The organism is Marinobacter goseongensis (genome assembly GCF_023156235.1).
GTDB classification, from domain to species: Bacteria; Pseudomonadota; Gammaproteobacteria; order Pseudomonadales; family Oleiphilaceae; genus Marinobacter; species Marinobacter goseongensis.
Map to the genome: position 1 here is coordinate 95,041 of NZ_JAKZAI010000010.1, position 15,864 is coordinate 110,904.

At 59.6% G+C, this 15,864-nt stretch carries 13 protein-coding genes and 1 riboswitch; of the genes, 10 read left to right on the plus strand and 3 right to left on the minus strand.

The window, feature by feature from the left end; all coding sequences use genetic code 11:
- The first annotated feature begins 41 nt into the window (after positions 1-41).
- Positions 42-153: riboswitch (TPP riboswitch) on the plus strand.
- Positions 154-225: 72 nt separating this feature from the next.
- From thiC to cpdA, 4 genes are all read left to right on the plus strand, one after another.
- Positions 226-2,115 carry a phosphomethylpyrimidine synthase ThiC gene (gene thiC / locus MLC70_RS10910; RefSeq protein WP_248183723.1) on the plus strand — a complete coding sequence of 630 codons (1,890 nt, stop codon included), beginning with the start codon at positions 226-228 and terminating at the stop codon, positions 2,113-2,115.
- A 116-nt stretch (positions 2,116-2,231) separates the two neighbouring features.
- Positions 2,232-2,849 carry an NUDIX domain-containing protein gene (locus MLC70_RS10915; RefSeq protein ID WP_248183724.1) on the plus strand — a complete coding sequence of 206 codons (618 nt, stop codon included), beginning with the start codon at positions 2,232-2,234 and terminating at the stop codon, positions 2,847-2,849.
- Positions 2,849-3,334 carry a DUF1249 domain-containing protein gene (locus MLC70_RS10920; RefSeq protein WP_248183725.1) on the plus strand — a complete coding sequence of 162 codons (486 nt, stop codon included), beginning with the start codon at positions 2,849-2,851 and terminating at the stop codon, positions 3,332-3,334. Before MLC70_RS10915 ends, MLC70_RS10920 begins: the two co-directional genes overlap by 1 nt.
- A 171-nt stretch (positions 3,335-3,505) precedes the next feature.
- Complete coding sequence (gene cpdA / locus MLC70_RS10925; RefSeq protein ID WP_248183726.1) at positions 3,506-4,312, plus strand: 3',5'-cyclic-AMP phosphodiesterase; 807 nt, start codon at positions 3,506-3,508, stop codon at positions 4,310-4,312.
- Between the two features lie 33 nt (positions 4,313-4,345).
- Here the strand turns inward: cpdA and metE are convergent, their stop codons facing one another.
- Entirely contained in the window at positions 4,346-6,619 is a 2,274-nt protein-coding gene (gene metE, locus MLC70_RS10930) for a 5-methyltetrahydropteroyltriglutamate--homocysteine S-methyltransferase (protein WP_248183727.1), read from the minus strand.
- Between the two features lie 135 nt (positions 6,620-6,754).
- On the opposite strand from metE, the gene MLC70_RS10935 reads away from it, so the two are divergent.
- From MLC70_RS10935 to MLC70_RS10945, 3 genes are all read left to right on the plus strand, one after another.
- Positions 6,755-7,645, plus strand: a complete 891-nt coding sequence (locus tag MLC70_RS10935; protein ID WP_248183728.1) for a LysR family transcriptional regulator — start codon at positions 6,755-6,757, stop codon at positions 7,643-7,645.
- 44 nt (positions 7,646-7,689) lie between these two features.
- Positions 7,690-8,082, plus strand: a complete 393-nt coding sequence (gcvH, locus tag MLC70_RS10940; protein ID WP_248183729.1) for a glycine cleavage system protein GcvH — start codon at positions 7,690-7,692, stop codon at positions 8,080-8,082.
- Between the two features lie 94 nt (positions 8,083-8,176).
- Complete coding sequence (locus tag MLC70_RS10945) at positions 8,177-9,373, plus strand: class I SAM-dependent rRNA methyltransferase (protein ID WP_248183731.1); 1,197 nt, start codon at positions 8,177-8,179, stop codon at positions 9,371-9,373.
- Between the two features lie 44 nt (positions 9,374-9,417).
- Here the strand turns inward: MLC70_RS10945 and MLC70_RS10950 are convergent, their stop codons facing one another.
- Entirely contained in the window at positions 9,418-10,074 is a 657-nt protein-coding gene (locus tag MLC70_RS10950; RefSeq protein ID WP_248183734.1) for a histidinol-phosphatase, read from the minus strand.
- A gap of 174 nt (positions 10,075-10,248) precedes the next feature.
- Between MLC70_RS10950 and MLC70_RS10955 the strand changes: the two genes are divergently transcribed.
- The 3 genes from MLC70_RS10955 to MLC70_RS10965 all read left to right on the plus strand — a co-directional run bounded on the left by MLC70_RS10955 (position 10,249) and on the right by MLC70_RS10965 (position 14,458).
- Entirely contained in the window at positions 10,249-10,764 is a 516-nt protein-coding gene (locus MLC70_RS10955; RefSeq protein WP_248183736.1) for an RNA pyrophosphohydrolase, read from the plus strand.
- A 30-nt stretch (positions 10,765-10,794) separates the two neighbouring features.
- Complete coding sequence (gene ptsP, locus MLC70_RS10960) at positions 10,795-13,101, plus strand: phosphoenolpyruvate--protein phosphotransferase (RefSeq protein ID WP_248183738.1); 2,307 nt, start codon at positions 10,795-10,797, stop codon at positions 13,099-13,101.
- Between the two features lie 112 nt (positions 13,102-13,213).
- Positions 13,214-14,458 carry a patatin-like phospholipase family protein gene (locus MLC70_RS10965; RefSeq protein WP_248183739.1) on the plus strand — a complete coding sequence of 415 codons (1,245 nt, stop codon included), beginning with the start codon at positions 13,214-13,216 and terminating at the stop codon, positions 14,456-14,458.
- Between the two features lie 63 nt (positions 14,459-14,521).
- Here the strand turns inward: MLC70_RS10965 and hslU are convergent, their stop codons facing one another.
- On the minus strand, positions 14,522-15,853 hold the full coding sequence (gene hslU / locus MLC70_RS10970; RefSeq protein WP_248183740.1) for an ATP-dependent protease ATPase subunit HslU: 1,332 nt from the start codon (positions 15,851-15,853) through the stop codon (positions 14,522-14,524).
- Positions 15,854-15,864 lie beyond the last annotated feature (11 nt).

Here is a 15,864-nt window from a genome sequence, read left to right on the forward strand (position 1 = left end):
TTGCAAATGTCACTCATTTAGAGTGTTATGCATAAGTACATCGCGTCTTGACGGGGTGCTGGCCGGAACGTTCTCCGGCCGGCTGAGATTGCATCGCAAAACCCGCGACCTGATCCGGATAATACCGGCGTAGGAATTAAGACCAGACAGCAGTGAAGCACGTGGAATCTTCCGTGCTCCGTCATACGCGACCCGATACCACCCACCCCGTTCCGGGAGCGCATGATGACCGATACATCTTCCTCTTTACCCTCATACCTGAGCGATTCCGCCCGCGTCGACTCCGCCGCTATCCAGCCGCTGCCCAACTCTCGTAAAATTTACGTGCAGGGTAGCCGACCGGACTTGCGGGTGCCTATGCGGGAAATTACCGTGCAGGACACACCCACGGAAATGGGTGGAGAAAAGAACCCACCGGTCAGAGTTTACGACACCTCCGGGCCATACACCGACCCCGAAGCCACCATCGACCTGCGTAAAGGCCTGCAACCCATCCGCGCGGCATGGATCGCGGAGCGGGGCGATGTGGAGCAGCTGGAGGGCTACACTTCCGAATTCACCCGCCGGCGCATGAAAGACCCCCTGCTGGACCCTCTGCGCTTTATGGACGAGCGTAAACCGCTGCGGGCCAAGTCCGGACAAAACGTCAGCCAGATGCATTACGCCCGCAAGGGCATCATCACCCCCGAGATGGAATTCATCGCCATTCGTGAAAACATGAAGCTTCATGAGGCGAGAGAACAGGGCCTCCTGCAGGACCAGCACCCGGGGCAGTCTTTTGGCGCCTCCCTGCCGCAGGATATCACGCCGGAATTTGTCCGGGACGAAGTGGCTCGCGGCCGTGCCATTATCCCCGCCAACATCAACCACCCGGAAACCGAGCCGATGATCATCGGTCGCAACTTCCTGGTGAAGATCAATGGCAACATCGGTAACTCCGCGGTCAGCTCCTCCATCGAGGAAGAGGTCGAGAAACTGACCTGGGGTACCCGCTGGGGCTCCGACACGATCATGGACCTCTCCACCGGCAAGAACATCCACGAAACCCGTGAGTGGATCATCCGCAATTCGCCGGTGCCGATCGGTACCGTACCCATTTACCAGGCTTTGGAGAAAGTCGGGGGCGTGGCCGAAGACCTGACCTGGGAAATCTTCCGCGACACGCTGGTTGAACAGGCGGAGCAGGGCGTGGACTATTTCACCATTCACGCTGGCGTGCGCCTGCACCACGTACCGATGACTGCCAAACGCACCACCGGCATCGTCTCCCGCGGTGGTTCGATCATGGCCAAATGGTGCCTGGCGCACCACAAGGAAAGCTTCCTGTACGAGCACTTCGAAGACATCTGCGAAATCATGAAAGCCTACGACGTCTCGTTCAGTCTTGGTGACGGTTTGCGTCCGGGCTCCATTGCCGATGCCAACGATGCGGCCCAGTTCGGCGAACTGGAAACCCTCGGCGAACTGACCAAAATCGCCTGGAAGCACGACGTGCAATGCATGATCGAGGGCCCGGGCCACGTGCCCATGCAGCTGATCAAGGAGAACATGGATAAGCAGCTGGAATGCTGTGACGAAGCCCCGTTCTACACCCTCGGCCCCCTGATCACCGACATCGCACCAGGCTACGACCACATCACCTCCGGCATCGGTGCTGCGATGATTGGCTGGTATGGCTGCGCCATGCTCTGTTACGTCACCCCGAAAGAGCACCTGGGCCTGCCCAACAAGGACGACGTCAAAACCGGCATCATCACCTACAAGATTGCGGCCCATGCCGCCGATCTCGCCAAGGGACACCCGGGGGCCCAGATTCGCGACAACGCACTCTCCAAGGCCCGCTTCGAGTTCCGCTGGGAAGACCAGTTCAACCTCGGCCTCGATCCGGACACCGCCCGGGCCTACCACGACGAAACTCTACCCAAGGAATCCGCCAAGGTGGCCCACTTCTGTTCCATGTGTGGACCGAAGTTCTGCTCCATGCAGATTTCACAGGAGGTTCGGGAGTATGCGAAGGAGCATGGTCTCGATGAGGTGTCGGCGGTGGATGCCGGCATGCAGGCGAAATCGCGGGAGTTTGTTGAATCCGGGAGTAAGCTGTACGACAAGATCTGACTTTGAGTCTGGTGGGACCTGGCCTGATGGTTGGGTGTCTTGAACCGGGGCCAAAGCTTGCACCACTGCAGCAGTTCCGGCTATCGTTCAAAATCGAATTCGCAACCGGATAAACGATGATCCAGCCGTTCCAGTTCAAAGCCAGCGACGTCAAGGTCGAAAAACGCGAAACCGTTTTCCAGGGCTTCTTCCGCATGGACAAGCTGTGGCTGACCCATCCGCGTTTTGATGGCCGCGACATGCCCGTCTTCACCCGCGAGCTGTTTATCCGCGGTGACGCCACCTGCGTACTACCCTATGATCCGGAGCGGGACGAAGTCGTGCTGCTGGAACAATTCCGCCTCGGCGCCATGGATCGGGGCCAATCGCCCTGGTTGCTGGAACTGGTCGCCGGCATGAACGAAGCGGGCGAAACCCCGGAAGACGTCGCGCAGCGGGAAGGGCAGGAAGAAGCTGGCCTGACATTCAGCTCTCTTGAGAAAATCTGCAACTACCTGGTCTCGCCCGGGGGCACCACCGAACTGATTCATCTCTACTGCGGTCGCATCAGCACCGAATCGGCCGGCGGTCTGTTCGGAGTGGAGCATGAGCACGAGGACATCCGTGCCCACGTGGTCTCCGCCGACGAGGCCATTGCCATGATCGCCGATGGCCGCATCAACAACGCGGCGGCGATAATTGCGTTGCAGTGGCTTCAGTTGAATCGTCCCCGCTTGCGGGAAGGGTGGGCCTGATGGGCGAATGGACCATGAAGCCGAAACGTTATGTGCCGGATCTGCGGCAGCTCGGCGCCCTGTGTGACGGCAACTACGTGCGTCTGCGCCAGTTGCGGCAACTGGAATCCGGTGGCGAACCGGTGTCCGAGTTCGAGCTGCACCGGGAATCCCAGTATCTCGGGCGTGTGCGGATCAAGGTGCTGCAAACAGCCCGGTTTACCGAGACGCTGCTGCTCGAGCAGATCCATAACGCTGGCCGTTGGCTCAATAACCCCCAACTGACGGTGCGGGTGTATCATGATGCCTCCATGGCCGAAGTGATCAGCTGCTATCGGGATCGTCAGATTGCCGCGGTCAACGATTACCCCAATCGCTTCATGCATCACCCGGACGAGAAGGTGCAGGTGAACGGGTTTCTGGCGGACTGGCTGGATTACTGCCTGCGTTTCGGGCACCTGCCCATGGAGCATGCCCTGTGGTCTGCCGGTGAAGGCGTGGACTAAGAAGGCATAGCCAACGTCGGTGGCTGTGCCATGGTTGTCAAATTGTGCGCTATGTCGCGTGAAAATGGGCAGAATGTGATTGCTGTTCTGTTTGGCCTTGAGAAAACGGATTACTCTCAGCGTATACGTGTACCAAGCTAAGTGTTCTGCCCAGCAACGAAAAAGAGTGCCATGAACGAAAAGGATAACCCCCGCCCTCTCCGGGTACTGCAGTTAACGGATACCCATCTGATGGCCGATCCGGCCGGCGCATTGCTTGGTGTGAATACACGGGACAGTCTCGACGCTGTGATTGAGCAGGTGCTCGCGCAGCATGGGCAGCCGGACCTGGTGCTCGCCACCGGTGACCTTGCCCAGGACGGCTCCGCGGAGGCGTACCGGGTGTTTGGTGAAAAATTGCGGGTGTTTCCGTGTGGTGCGGGCTGGATTGCCGGGAATCATGATGCCAGAGGCGTCCTGGAGCAGGTTGCCAGTGAGCAGCAGGCCAATCGACGGCACATTGTCCAGGGTGGCTGGCAGTTCATCCTGCTGGACTCCTCGGTGCCGGGAAAGGTGTTCGGCGAGCTGGCAGACTCCGAGCTGGCGTTTCTGGAGGATACATTGTCGCAGAACCCGGCATTGCCCACGCTGGTGGCACTGCACCATCACCCGGTGGACATCGGTTCTGACTGGATGGAGCAGATCGGGTTACGCAACCGCGACGCCTTTTGGGGCGTGGTGGATCGATTCCCGCAGGTAAGAATCGTGTTGTGGGGCCACATTCACCAGGAGCATGACCTCCACCGCAAGGGCGTGCGGCTGTTGGCCACACCTTCGACCTGCATTCAGTTTACCTCCGGTTCTCGCAAGTTTGCTGTGGAGGAATTGCCTCCGGGCTACCGCTGGTTCGAGCTGGAGGCCTCTGGTGAATTCCGCACCGAAGTCCGGCGGGCTACGGATTTCGAGTTCGATCTCGACAGCAACAGCACCGGCTACTGACCCATAGCCGGTGCATCTCGTTCGAAGAAGCTGTCAATTTACCCGCAAGCGACGGGCGGCCTCGACCATCGCCCGCAACGCCGGGATCACTTCCTCCCAGTTGCGGGTTTTCAGCCCGCAATCGGGATTCACCCATAAACGCTCTGCCGGTATCCGCTGTGCCGCTTTTTCCATCAGCGAGACCATGTGTCGCTGTTCCGGAATGTTTGGCGAGTGAATGTCGTATACCCCGGGACCGATATCGTTGGGGTAATCGAATCCCTTGAACGCGTCCAGCAGTTCCATGTCCGAGCGTGAGGTTTCGATGGTAATCACATCCGCGTCCATGCGGGCGATAGCTTCTATAATGTCGTTGAATTCCGAATAGCACATGTGGGTGTGAATCTGGGTGCCGTCGTTGACGCCGTTGGCGCTGATGCGGAACGCTTCGATGGCCCAGTCCAGATAGCCTTGCCAGTCGGATTGTCGCAGGGGCAGCCCTTCGCGCAGGGCCGCTTCGTCGATCTGGATGATGCGCACGCCGGCGCGCTCCAGATCCAGAACCTCCTCCCGTATGGCCAGGGCCAGCTGCAGGCAGGTGTCTTTTCTGAGCTGGTCGTCCCTTACGAAGGACCAGTTGAGGATGGTCACCGGGCCGGTAAGCATGCCCTTCATGGGTTGGTTGGTCAGTGACTGGGCGTATTCGGTCCACGCCACGGTCATCGCTTTGGGCCGCTGGATGTCGCCGAACAGGATCGGCGGCTTCACGCAGCGGGAACCGTAGGATTGAACCCAGCCAAACTGGCTGAAGATGAAGCCGTCCAGCTGCTCGCCGAAGTATTCCACCATGTCGTTACGTTCGGCCTCGCCGTGTACCAGCACGTCCAGCCCGAGCGCCTCCTGCTCCCGCACGCAGTGAGCGATTTCCTCGCGGATACGAGCGGTGTATTCGCGCTCGCTGAGTTCGCCCATGCGATATTGACGTCGGGTGTGGCGAATCTCCCGGGTTTGCGGGAACGAGCCAATGGTTGTGGTTGGAAAGGCGGGCAGAATCAGATGCTGCTTCTGCGTTTCCAGACGCTGTGCATAACGGCTCGTTCGGGCCCCAAGGTCGGGCGTGATCGCTGCGATCGCCCCGGTGACCTCCGGGTTATGAACGCGCGGGGATTGCCGGCGGCCGGCGATGGCCAATGCATTCTGCGCCAGCGGCTGAACGACAGCTTCGCGCCCTTGCTCCAGTGCCCTGGCGAGAATGTGCAGTTCGTCGAGTTTCTGAACGGCGAAGGCCAGCCAGGAACGAATGTCCGGGTCCATGGTTGTTTCCGAAGCCAGATCGACCGGCACATGCAGCAGTGAGCACGATGGGGCCAGCCACAGCCGCTGGCCCAGACGCTGATGAAGCGGTTCGAGCCAATCCAGCGTTGCCTGAAGGTCCGTTTTCCAGACATTGCGCCCGTTGATGACGCCCAGCGACAGTACCTTGTGGGCCGGGAGCCAGTCGGCGACCCGGCTGACTTCGCTCGCGGCACTAATGGCGTCTATGTGTAACCCCGCCACCGGGAGCTCACAGGCCAGTTGCAGGTTTTCCCGCAGTTCGCCGAAGTAGGTGGTGAGCAACAGTCTGACCGGGCACGCTTTGAGTTGGTGGTAGGCGAGATGGAAAGCATGCCGCCAGGCGCCGTCCATCTCGGTGACCAGAGCGGGCTCGTCAATCTGCACCCAGTCCACCCCCTGGTCGGCGAGCCGGTTCAGCAGCTCAGCGTACACCGGCAGCAGGTCATCCAGCAGCGCCAGCCGGTCACTGTCGTCCTTGCTTTTACCCAACCAGAGATAGGTGACCGGGCCGATGATCACCGGCTTTGCCGTCACACCCTGGGCCCTGGCCTCCGCCAGTTGCGCCAGCAGGCGCTGGGGATTCAGCTGGAAGCGGGTATCGCGGTCGAACTCGGGCACGATGTAGTGGTAGTTGGTGTCAAACCACTTGGTCATTTCCCCGGCATGAATGGCGCAGCAGGCGTTGTCGTTGGCAGACCGACCCCGTGCGACACGAAAATAGCGGTCCAGTTCGCTGCCGTTGGTGTCCCGGGCCCGGGCCGGTAGGTGGCCGAGGATCATGCTCATGTCCAGCACCTGGTCGTAAAGCGAGAAATCACCCAGCGGGGCAAGCGCCAGCGATGATTGCTGTTGCCAGTGGCGACGTCGCAGGTCGCGGGCGGTGATGTTGAGTTCCTCGGCACTGACTTCGCCTTTCCAGAAGGCCTCCTGGGCAAACTTGAGCTCCCGTCGTGCGCCGATGCGCGGAAAGCCCAGGTTGTGAGTCGTAATCATGATGGTGTCCTCGTCCGGAATCTTGGGGTGACTTGAGAGGCCACCAAGATTACGCATCGGGATAGATGAATAATAATGGTAATATTTCACCAATCCATGAATTTAATTCACCTTTTGGCGCGGTTGCCACGAGCTATGATCGAGCGGAGTCATCTGGAAATTCTGCGGGAAGTTGAGCGTCAGGGTTCGCTGACGGCGGCGGCCGAAGCGTTGCATCTGACCCAGTCTGCGCTGAGCCACGCTGTCAAGAAACTGGAGCTGCAGCTCGGGACACCGGTGTGGCAGAGGGAGGGGCGGCAGCTGCGGTTGACCCAGGCGGGTCAGTACTTACTGTCGCTGGCAACCCGGCTATTGCCGCAGTTTGAACACGCGGAAATGCTGGTTGGTCAGTTTGCCCGCGGGCAGCGCGGCACCCTGCGTATCGGCATGGAGTGCCACCCGTGTTACCAATGGCTGTTGAAAGTGGTGGGGCCGTATTTAGAAGAGTGGCCCACGGTGGACGTGGACGTGAAGCAGCGGTTCCAGTTCGGTGGCATCGGAGCGCTGTTCGGGGACGACATCGATGTTCTGGTCACTCCGGACCCCCTGCACCGGCCCGGGCTGGTGTTCGAGCCGGTGTTCGATTACGAGCAGGTGCTGGTGGTCGCCAGTGGTCATGACCTTGCATCGAAAGCCTGGGCGGAACCGGCGGATCTGGCGAATGAAACCCTGATTACCTACCCGGTGGAGGTGGAGCGCCTGGATATCTACACGCATTTCCTGCTGCCCGCCCATGCCAGCCCGACCCGGCATAAAACCATCGAAACCACGGACATCATGCTGCAGATGGTCGCGGCGGGTCGGGGAGTGGCGGCGCTGCCGCGCTGGCTGGTGGAGGAGTATGGCGAGAGAATGCCGATAGCGCCGGTCCGGCTTGGGCAGGCGGGTATTTCCAAGCAGATCTTTTTGGGCCTTCGTGAACGGGATCGGGACGTGGATTACCTGAATTCGTTCATGAACCTGGCTCGGGGGGTTCGCTGGCGTTAGCGTCTTCGGTTAAACTGCGCCAAAAACCAACAGGGAATCCGATCATGAGTGATGTACCCGCAGACCTGAAATACATCGAAACCCACCAGTGGGTTCGCGTGGCCGACGATGGCATCGCCACCGTGGGCATTACCGATTTCGCCCAGGAGCAGTTGGGGGATGTAGTATATGTGGGCGTGCCGGACGTGGGCACAACGGTGAACGGTGGCGAGGAGGCCGGTGTGGCGGAATCCGTCAAGTCGGCGTCGGATGTGTTCAGCCCGGTTACCGGTGAGGTCATTGAGGTGAATGAAGCGCTGGAAGATGAGCCGGAGAAGGTGAATGACGATCCATACGGCGATGGCTGGCTGTTCAAGGTGCGCCTGGCGGACAAGGGCGAGCTGGATGGGCTGATGGACCCTGCTGCTTATGCTGAGCACGTAGCCGCCGAAAGTTAGGGTTCGCGCAGGGTCTGAGTCGGCCGGCTGCAGCGTTGGTTTCCAGTGCTTGTGTATAATCCCTCCCCGTTTCGCAATCCATTAGGTAGGCCTTATGAATTTCCCGGTTCTTTATCTCCGCAAAGGCGCTGAGCGCAGGCTCAAAGCCGGCCACCTTTGGGTCTACAGTAATGAAGTAGACATCCAGCGCTCACCGTTAACGGGCTTTGAAGCCGGAGTGCAGGCTGAGTTGCGGGCGTCTAACGATAAGCCCATGGGGACCGTGTTCGTGAACCCCCATGCACTGATTTGCGGCCGGCTGATCAGTCGGGACGCCAGTCACGGTATGACGCCTCAACGCCTGACCCAGCGCATGGAAACGGCGCTGACGTTGCGGGAGCGGTTGTTTGATAAGCTGTTTTATCGCTGGGTGTTCGGTGACAGTGACGGGCTGTCCGGGCTGGTGATCGATCGGTTTGACGACACGGTGGTGGTGCAGATTTCTACTGCCGGGATGGAGTTGATGAAGGAGGCGATCATTCGCGCGGTGCAGCGCCTGGCCCATCCTGCGGCTATCATCCTCAAAAACGATGGCAAGATGCGCAAGGTGGAGGGGCTGGACACTTATGTTGAGCAGGCTCACGGTGCGGAGACCAGTCTGCTGAAGGTGGAAGAGAACGGTGTGCGGTTTGAGGTGCCGCTGGAAGGCGGCCAGAAAACCGGTTGGTTCTATGATCACCGCATGAATCGTCAGCGCTTGCAGGCTTATGCGCCCGGCAAGCGGGTGCTGGATGTGTTCAGTTATGTTGGCGGCTGGGGTATTCAGGCGGCCTGTGCCGGTGCCAGCCAGGTTACCTGCGTGGACAGTTCCGCTACGGCTATCGATTCGGTGCACCACAACGCCCGGCTGAACGGGCTGGAGAACGTGGAAACCCTGGAGGGGGATGCGTTTGATGCTCTGAAGGCGCTGGCGGAGGAGAAGGAGAAATTCGATATCGTGGTGCTGGACCCGCCGGCACTGATTCCCCGCCGCCGTGACCAGAAAGCCGGTGAGCAGGCCTACGCGCGGCTGAACCAGCTCGGACTGCGGCTGCTGGAGCGGGACGGGCTGTTGATTTCCGCGTCCTGCTCGATGCATCTGTCCCAGGACAAGCTGATCGACATCATCCGCGGCAGTGGTCGCAAGATTGACCGCTTCGTTCAGTTGCTGGAGCAGGGCCATCAAGCGCCGGATCATCCGGTGATTCCGGGCATTCCGGAGACGGATTACATCAAATCCTGCTTTGTCCGTTCGTTAACGGGGTTTTTCTAGACTCCCGTTAACGCTTGGCGGAGGTCCTTCAGCGGGTAAAGTGGTCAATCCCGCAGAGACATCACTTTCCAGCCTTTCTCCAGAGCCAGCTTCTCCAGTGTCGGATCCGGATCAACCGCCACCGGGTTGTCGACTTTTTTCAGCAAGGGCACGTCATTGAGGGAGTCGCTGTAAAACCAGGCGCCCTCCAGCGTCTCATTCTGCAAGGCCAGCCAGTCGTTCAGGCGGCTGACTTTGCCGTCCTGAAAGCTGGGAACCCCCGCGACCTGGCCGGTGTAACGGCCATTGATCAGTTCCGGATCGGTGGCGATCAGATGTGTGATGCCCAGCAGCTCAGCGATCGGTTCGGTGACGAAGCGGTTGGTGGCGGTAATGATCATCAGGGTGTGGCCCTGATCGCGGTGCTTGTCCAGCAGCTGGAAGGCCTTGTCCTGCAACATGGGGCGTACTTTTTTGTCCATGAAGCGCTCGCGCCAGGCCAGCAGGTCTTCCATGGCGTGCTTTGCCAGAGGCTGCAGGGCAAAGCCGAGGTAGTGCAGGATGTCCAGTTCGCCGTTGAGGTATTCCTGATAGAAGCGATCGTTCGCCTTGCGGTATTCCTCGGCATCCACAATGCCCTCTTCCACCAGAAATTCGCCCCAGGCATGGTCGCTGTCTCCGGCGAGCAGGGTGTTGTCGAGGTCAAAGATTGCGAGCGTCAAGGGTGTTACCTCCGGTCATGACAGGGGTTGCAGGAAAGGCGTCAGTCTATCACGACACATCGGTGACGGCTTCGTTTGCCGAACCCTTGGGATTCTGTAAGAATGATAGCAACTTGGACAATTCCGACCGGTGAATTTTTGCGCCGGTCAACCGACTTTCAAAAGGACTGTGCCGTGATCGACTCAGACGGTTTCAGACCCAACGTCGGAATCATTCTGGCCAACCACAGGGGCGAGGTTCTCTGGGCAAGGCGAATAGGGCAAGACTCCTGGCAGTTCCCGCAGGGCGGTATCAAGCACAACGAATCGCCGGAAGATGCATTGTATCGGGAACTGGGGGAAGAGATCGGCCTGGCTGCGGCAGATGTCGAGATCATCAGCTGCACGCGGGGCTGGTTGCGTTATCGCCTCCCGCGGCGGATGGTGCGACAGAATTCGCATCCCGTCTGTGTGGGACAGAAACAGAAATGGTTCCTGCTGAGGATGTTATCGCCGGATGCGCAGGTGCGCGTAGACGGCACCGATTCGCCGGAATTTGACGGCTGGCAGTGGGTGAGTTACTGGTACCCCCTCGGGCAGGTGGTCTCATTCAAACGCGAAGTTTACAGACGTGCGCTCAGAGAGCTGGCGCCGAGGCTGTTCTATAACATGGAGCAGTGGCATCGGAGCGAGCAGATCCGGCGCTCATAGGATCCACAGAAATGACGGGCTGAAACCGCCATGCTGAGCATACTGCGAAATCTGGTACAAGAGGTGAACAGCGCCCGCGATCTGCAGGAAGCGCTGGAGATCATTGTATCCCGTGTGCAGAAAGCCATGAGCACCGAGGTCTGTTCAGTCTACCTGCTGGATCCGGCAACCAATCGCTATATTCTGATGGCGACCGAGGGACTCTACAGCAAGGCGGTGGGGCAGGTCAGTCTGGCTCATTCCGAGGGTCTGGTGGGTCTGGTGGGCTCCCGGGAGGAGCCGATCAATCTTGAGGATGCCCCGTCTCACCCCCGCTATCGTTACTTCCCGGAAACCGGTGAGGAGCGTTTCCGCTCTTTCCTGGGCGTTCCCATCATTCACCATCGCCGCGTACTCGGTGTGCTGGTGGTGCAGCAGCGTGAAAGCTCACGGTGTTTCGATGAAGGCGAGGAAGCCTTTCTGGTTACCGTATCGGCGCAGCTGGCAGGGGTGATTGCCCACAGCGAGGCCACGGGCGCAATCAGCGGCCTGTCCCTGACCGGGGAGGAAGCCAGGGACGTCAGTTTCAACGGTGTTCCTGGTGCCCCCGGCGTGGCCATCGGCAAGGGGGTGGTGGTGTATCCCGGCGCCGATCTGGATGTGGTGCCGGAAAAACCGACCGACGATATTGACCTCGAGCTGGAATTATTCGGTGGTGCGGTTACTGCGGTGAGAGAGGACATCGAGCGGGTAGCCGCTCGCCTGGCCTCCCAGTTGCGCCCGGAAGAGCAGGCATTGTTTGATGTATATCTGCGGATGCTGGGTGACGATGCCATGCCCGGCGAGGTCGCCAACAAGATTCGTGAGGGTTACTGGGCACAGGGCGCGCTGAAGCAGGTGGTGCAGCAATACGTTCGCCATTTCGAGATGATGGACGATCACTACTTGCAGGAGCGAGCAGTGGATATCCGCGACCTCGGTCGACGGTTGCTGTCGCACCTGCAGGAAGGCGAACAGAAAGACCTGGTTTATCCGGAGCAGACCGTTCTGGTCAGTGAGGAGCTGACACCGGCGATGCTGGGAGAGGTGCCCAAGGGCCAACTGGTCGGGTTGGTATCGGTGAAGGGTTCCAGCAACTCTCACGTGGCGATTCTGGCCCGCGCCATGGGTGTGCCCACGGTCATGGGGCTGGTGGACATTCCGGTCAATCAGCTCGACGGTCGCGACCTGATTGTCGATGGGTTCGAAGGGCAGATCTTTGCCTCTCCGTCCGAGGAACTGCGGGTTTATTACCAGGAAATCTGCAACGAAGAGGATGAACTGGTCAAAGGGCTGGAAGTCCTGCGGGACAAGCCCTGTGAGACCACCGATGGGCATCGGGTGTCATTGCTGGTCAATACCGGCCTGATGACCGATGTGGTGCGCTCCCTGAATCACGGCGCCGAGGGTATCGGGCTTTATCGCACTGAAGTGCCGTTCATGATCAAGGACCGTTTTCCATCCGAGCAGGAGCAGCGGGAGTACTATCGCGAACAGTTGGAGGCCTTTGCGCCCAGCCCGGTCACCATGCGCACTCTCGACATCGGTGGTGACAAGGCGCTGACTTACTTCCCGATCGAAGAAGAAAACCCGTTCCTTGGCTGGCGGGGTATCCGGGTAACCCTGGACCACCCGGAGATCTTCCTCGTTCAGGTGCGGGCGATGCTCAAGGCCAGCGAAGGGCTGAACAATCTGCAGATCATGCTGCCCATGATCAGCAACATCTCCGAGGTGGAAGAGTCCCTGCACCTGATCTACCGGGTGTATCACGAGGTGCGGGAAGAAGGTTACGACATTCATATGCCCAAAGTGGGCGTGATGGTGGAGATTCCCGCCGCGGTTTATCAGATCCGTGAGCTGGCGGACCGGGTGGACTTCCTGTCGGTTGGCTCCAACGATCTGACCCAGTATCTGTTGGCGGTGGATCGCAATAATCCCCGCGTGGCCCAGCTCTATCACTCCTATCACCCGGCTGTACTGCAGGCGCTGGTGCGTGTGGCCCAGGATGCCCATTCAGTGGGCAAGCCGGTGGGTATCTGCGGCGAGCTGGCCGGTGATCCCGGCGGTGCCCTGCTGCTGATGGCCATGGGGTATGATTCTCTGTCCATGAACGCGGCCAGCCTGCCCAAGGTCAAATCGGTGATCCGCAGTGTGACCCGCGAGTGGGCCTGCCAGCTGTTGGAAGATGTATTGCTGCTGGATTCGCCCCACGTTATCAAGAGCTGCGTGGACCTGGCCTTGCGCAATGCCGGATTCGGCCGTTATCTGCGCCCGGGCAAATCCACCAGTGCCGTCATCGCGGAGCAGGCCGCATCCTGAAGAGTTGGCCTTTTGGGCCACTTTATAGGGTGTGGACTCTAAAAACCGCTGTTACCTTGGAAACTCAGCCGTCTAGGCTTTTATCGAACAAGAACCCGACCGGGAATGTTGTATGACGTCAGCGACCACGGATATCAAATCCAAACCCCGTATCGGCCTGGCCCTGGGTGGTGGTGGCCCGTTGGGAGGGATTTACGAGATTGGGGCGCTGCGGGCGCTGGACGAGGCTCTCGACGGGTTGGACTTCAATAACATCGACGTCTACGTCGGGGTGAATGGCGGGTCCTTCGTGGCCGCTAACCTGGCCAACCAGATGACCACCGCCCAGCTCTGCCGTATTTTTGTGCGCAATGAGGCGGAAGTTCACCCCTTTCACCCGGAAGTCTTCTATCGGCCGGCTTTTCGCGAACTCGCCAGCCGGCTGCTGGCGGTGCCGGGGCTGGTGACCACCGCCCTCCGCCGGTTTGTGAAAAACCCCTACGATCAGAGCCTGCTGGAAGCGATGACCATTCTCGCTCAGGCGGCGCCTGCCGGTTTGTTTGATAACGAGGGTCTGCACGAGTACCTGGAGCGAGCCTTCACCATGCTGGGCCGGACGAACGACTTCCGGCAACTGAAACGCAGTCTCTACATTGTCGCAGCCGACGTGGAAAGCACCGAAGCGGTCTGTTTTGGTGCCCCCGGCTTCGATCACGTGCCCATTTCCCGCGCGATCCAGGCCAGCACGGCCTCGCCGGGGCTGTATGTGCCGGTCAACATTGACGGCCGTTATTACGTGGACGGAACCCTGCGCAAAGGGTTGCATGCGTCAGTCGCGTTTGAGGATGGGGCCGATCTGGTGTTTGCCGTCAACCCCCAGGTGCCCATTGACGCCAGCGCAGCAGTGCGCGCCGGCACCATGAAGCCCGGGGAGCTGACCCGCTCCGGTATGCCCAACCTGCTGTCCCAGATGTTCCGCACCATGGTGTATTCTCGCATGCAGTCGGGTATTGCTCAGTACAAACGGGATTACCCGGATAAGGATATCCTCCTGTTCGAGCCTACCCGGGACGACGCCAAGCTGTTTTTCTCAAACGTGTTCAGTTTCCAGTCCCGCCGCATGGTGTGTGAGCACGCCTATCAGATGACCCGTCGCGATCTGCTCCAGCGGGCGGATGAGCTGGAACCCAGGCTGGCCCGATACGGCATCAAGTTGCGCCGGGACCGGCTGGAAGATGAGCAGCGCACCATCAGCACCAGTCTGTACGGTGAGATGTTGCCGCTGTATGTGGCCAAGGGCCGCAAGAAGCGGGCCCAGAAGGGCAAGTTGGTCAGTGGACTGGGAAACGTCAGCCACCTGTTTTCCAAGGCGCAGTGAGCCGCTGAAGGTCGGGCTCGCGCTGCGCAACCCGACCCGTTCAGCCACACACCGATATCTGCGTTAAAGGATGTAGCGGCTCAGGTCCTCGTCTTCTGCCAGCTCGCCGAGTTTCTCATCCACGTACGCCGCTGTCACTTCGAAACCGTCTGTAACCTGATCACCCGCGTCATAAGACAGGCTTTCCAGCAGCCGCTCAAGCACCGTGTGCAACCGGCGGGCGCCGATGTTCTCCGTGGTCTCATTGACCTTGCACGCTACTTCCGCAATGCGTGTAATGGCGTCGTCCGCAAACGTCAGTTTGACGCCTTCGGTGCCCATGAGCGCTTCATACTGCTGCACCAGTGAGGCGTCCGGCTCAGTCAGGATGCGTTTGAAGTCATTCGGTGTCAGCGCCTGCAATTCTACCCGGATGGGCAGTCGCCCCTGAAGTTCCGGAATCAGGTCCGATGGCTTTGAAAGGTGGAAGGCGCCGGATGCAATGAACAGAATGTGATCTGTGCGCACCGCGCCGTACTTGGTGCTGACGGTGCTGCCTTCAATCAATGGCAGCAGGTCCCTTTGAACCCCTTCACGGGAGACGTCAGAGGAGGTGTTCTCGGAGCGCTTGGCAACTTTGTCGATCTCATCGATGAACACAATGCCGTTCTGCTCGACGGACTGCACTGCGCGCTGTTTGATTTCCTCTTCATTCACCAGTTTGGCAGCTTCTTCGTCCTTGACCTGCTTCAGCGCGTCCGCCACTTTCATCTTGCGGGTTTTCCGTTTGTCGGCGGACATACTGGAAAACATGCTTTGCAGCTGGTTGGTCATCTCTTCCATGCCCGGAGGCGCCATGATCTCGACACCGGCGCCGCCGCTGCGCAGATCAATTTCGATTTCTTTGTCATCCAACTCACCTTCCCGCAGCTTCTTGCGGAACAACTGGCGGGTGGACGATTCGCCGTCGGTGCGCTGGCTGTCTTCCTTGAAGTCCCGGGCGGGGGGCAGCAGGGCATCCAGAATGCGCTCTTCCGCAGCATCGAGGGCGCGGTGTTCGTGGCGTTTTTTCTCGGTTTCGCGGAGCATCTTGACCGCCATGTCAGCAAGGTCACGGATGATGGATTCCACGTCCCGGCCCACGTAGCCCACTTCGGTGAACTTGGTGGCCTCCACTTTGAGGAATGGCGCATCGGCGAGTTTGGCGAGCCGTCGCGCAATTTCGGTCTTACCCACGCCGGTGGGGCCGATCATCAGGATGTTTTTCGGGGTAATCTCTTCACGCAGATCGGCATCCAGCTGCATGCGGCGCCATCGGTTACGCAAGGCAATGGCAACCGCGCGCTTGGCCTCTTCCTGGCCGACGATGTGTTTGTTGAGCTCGTGAACAATTTCACGGGGAGTCATTGCAGACATGGTGGCTCCGG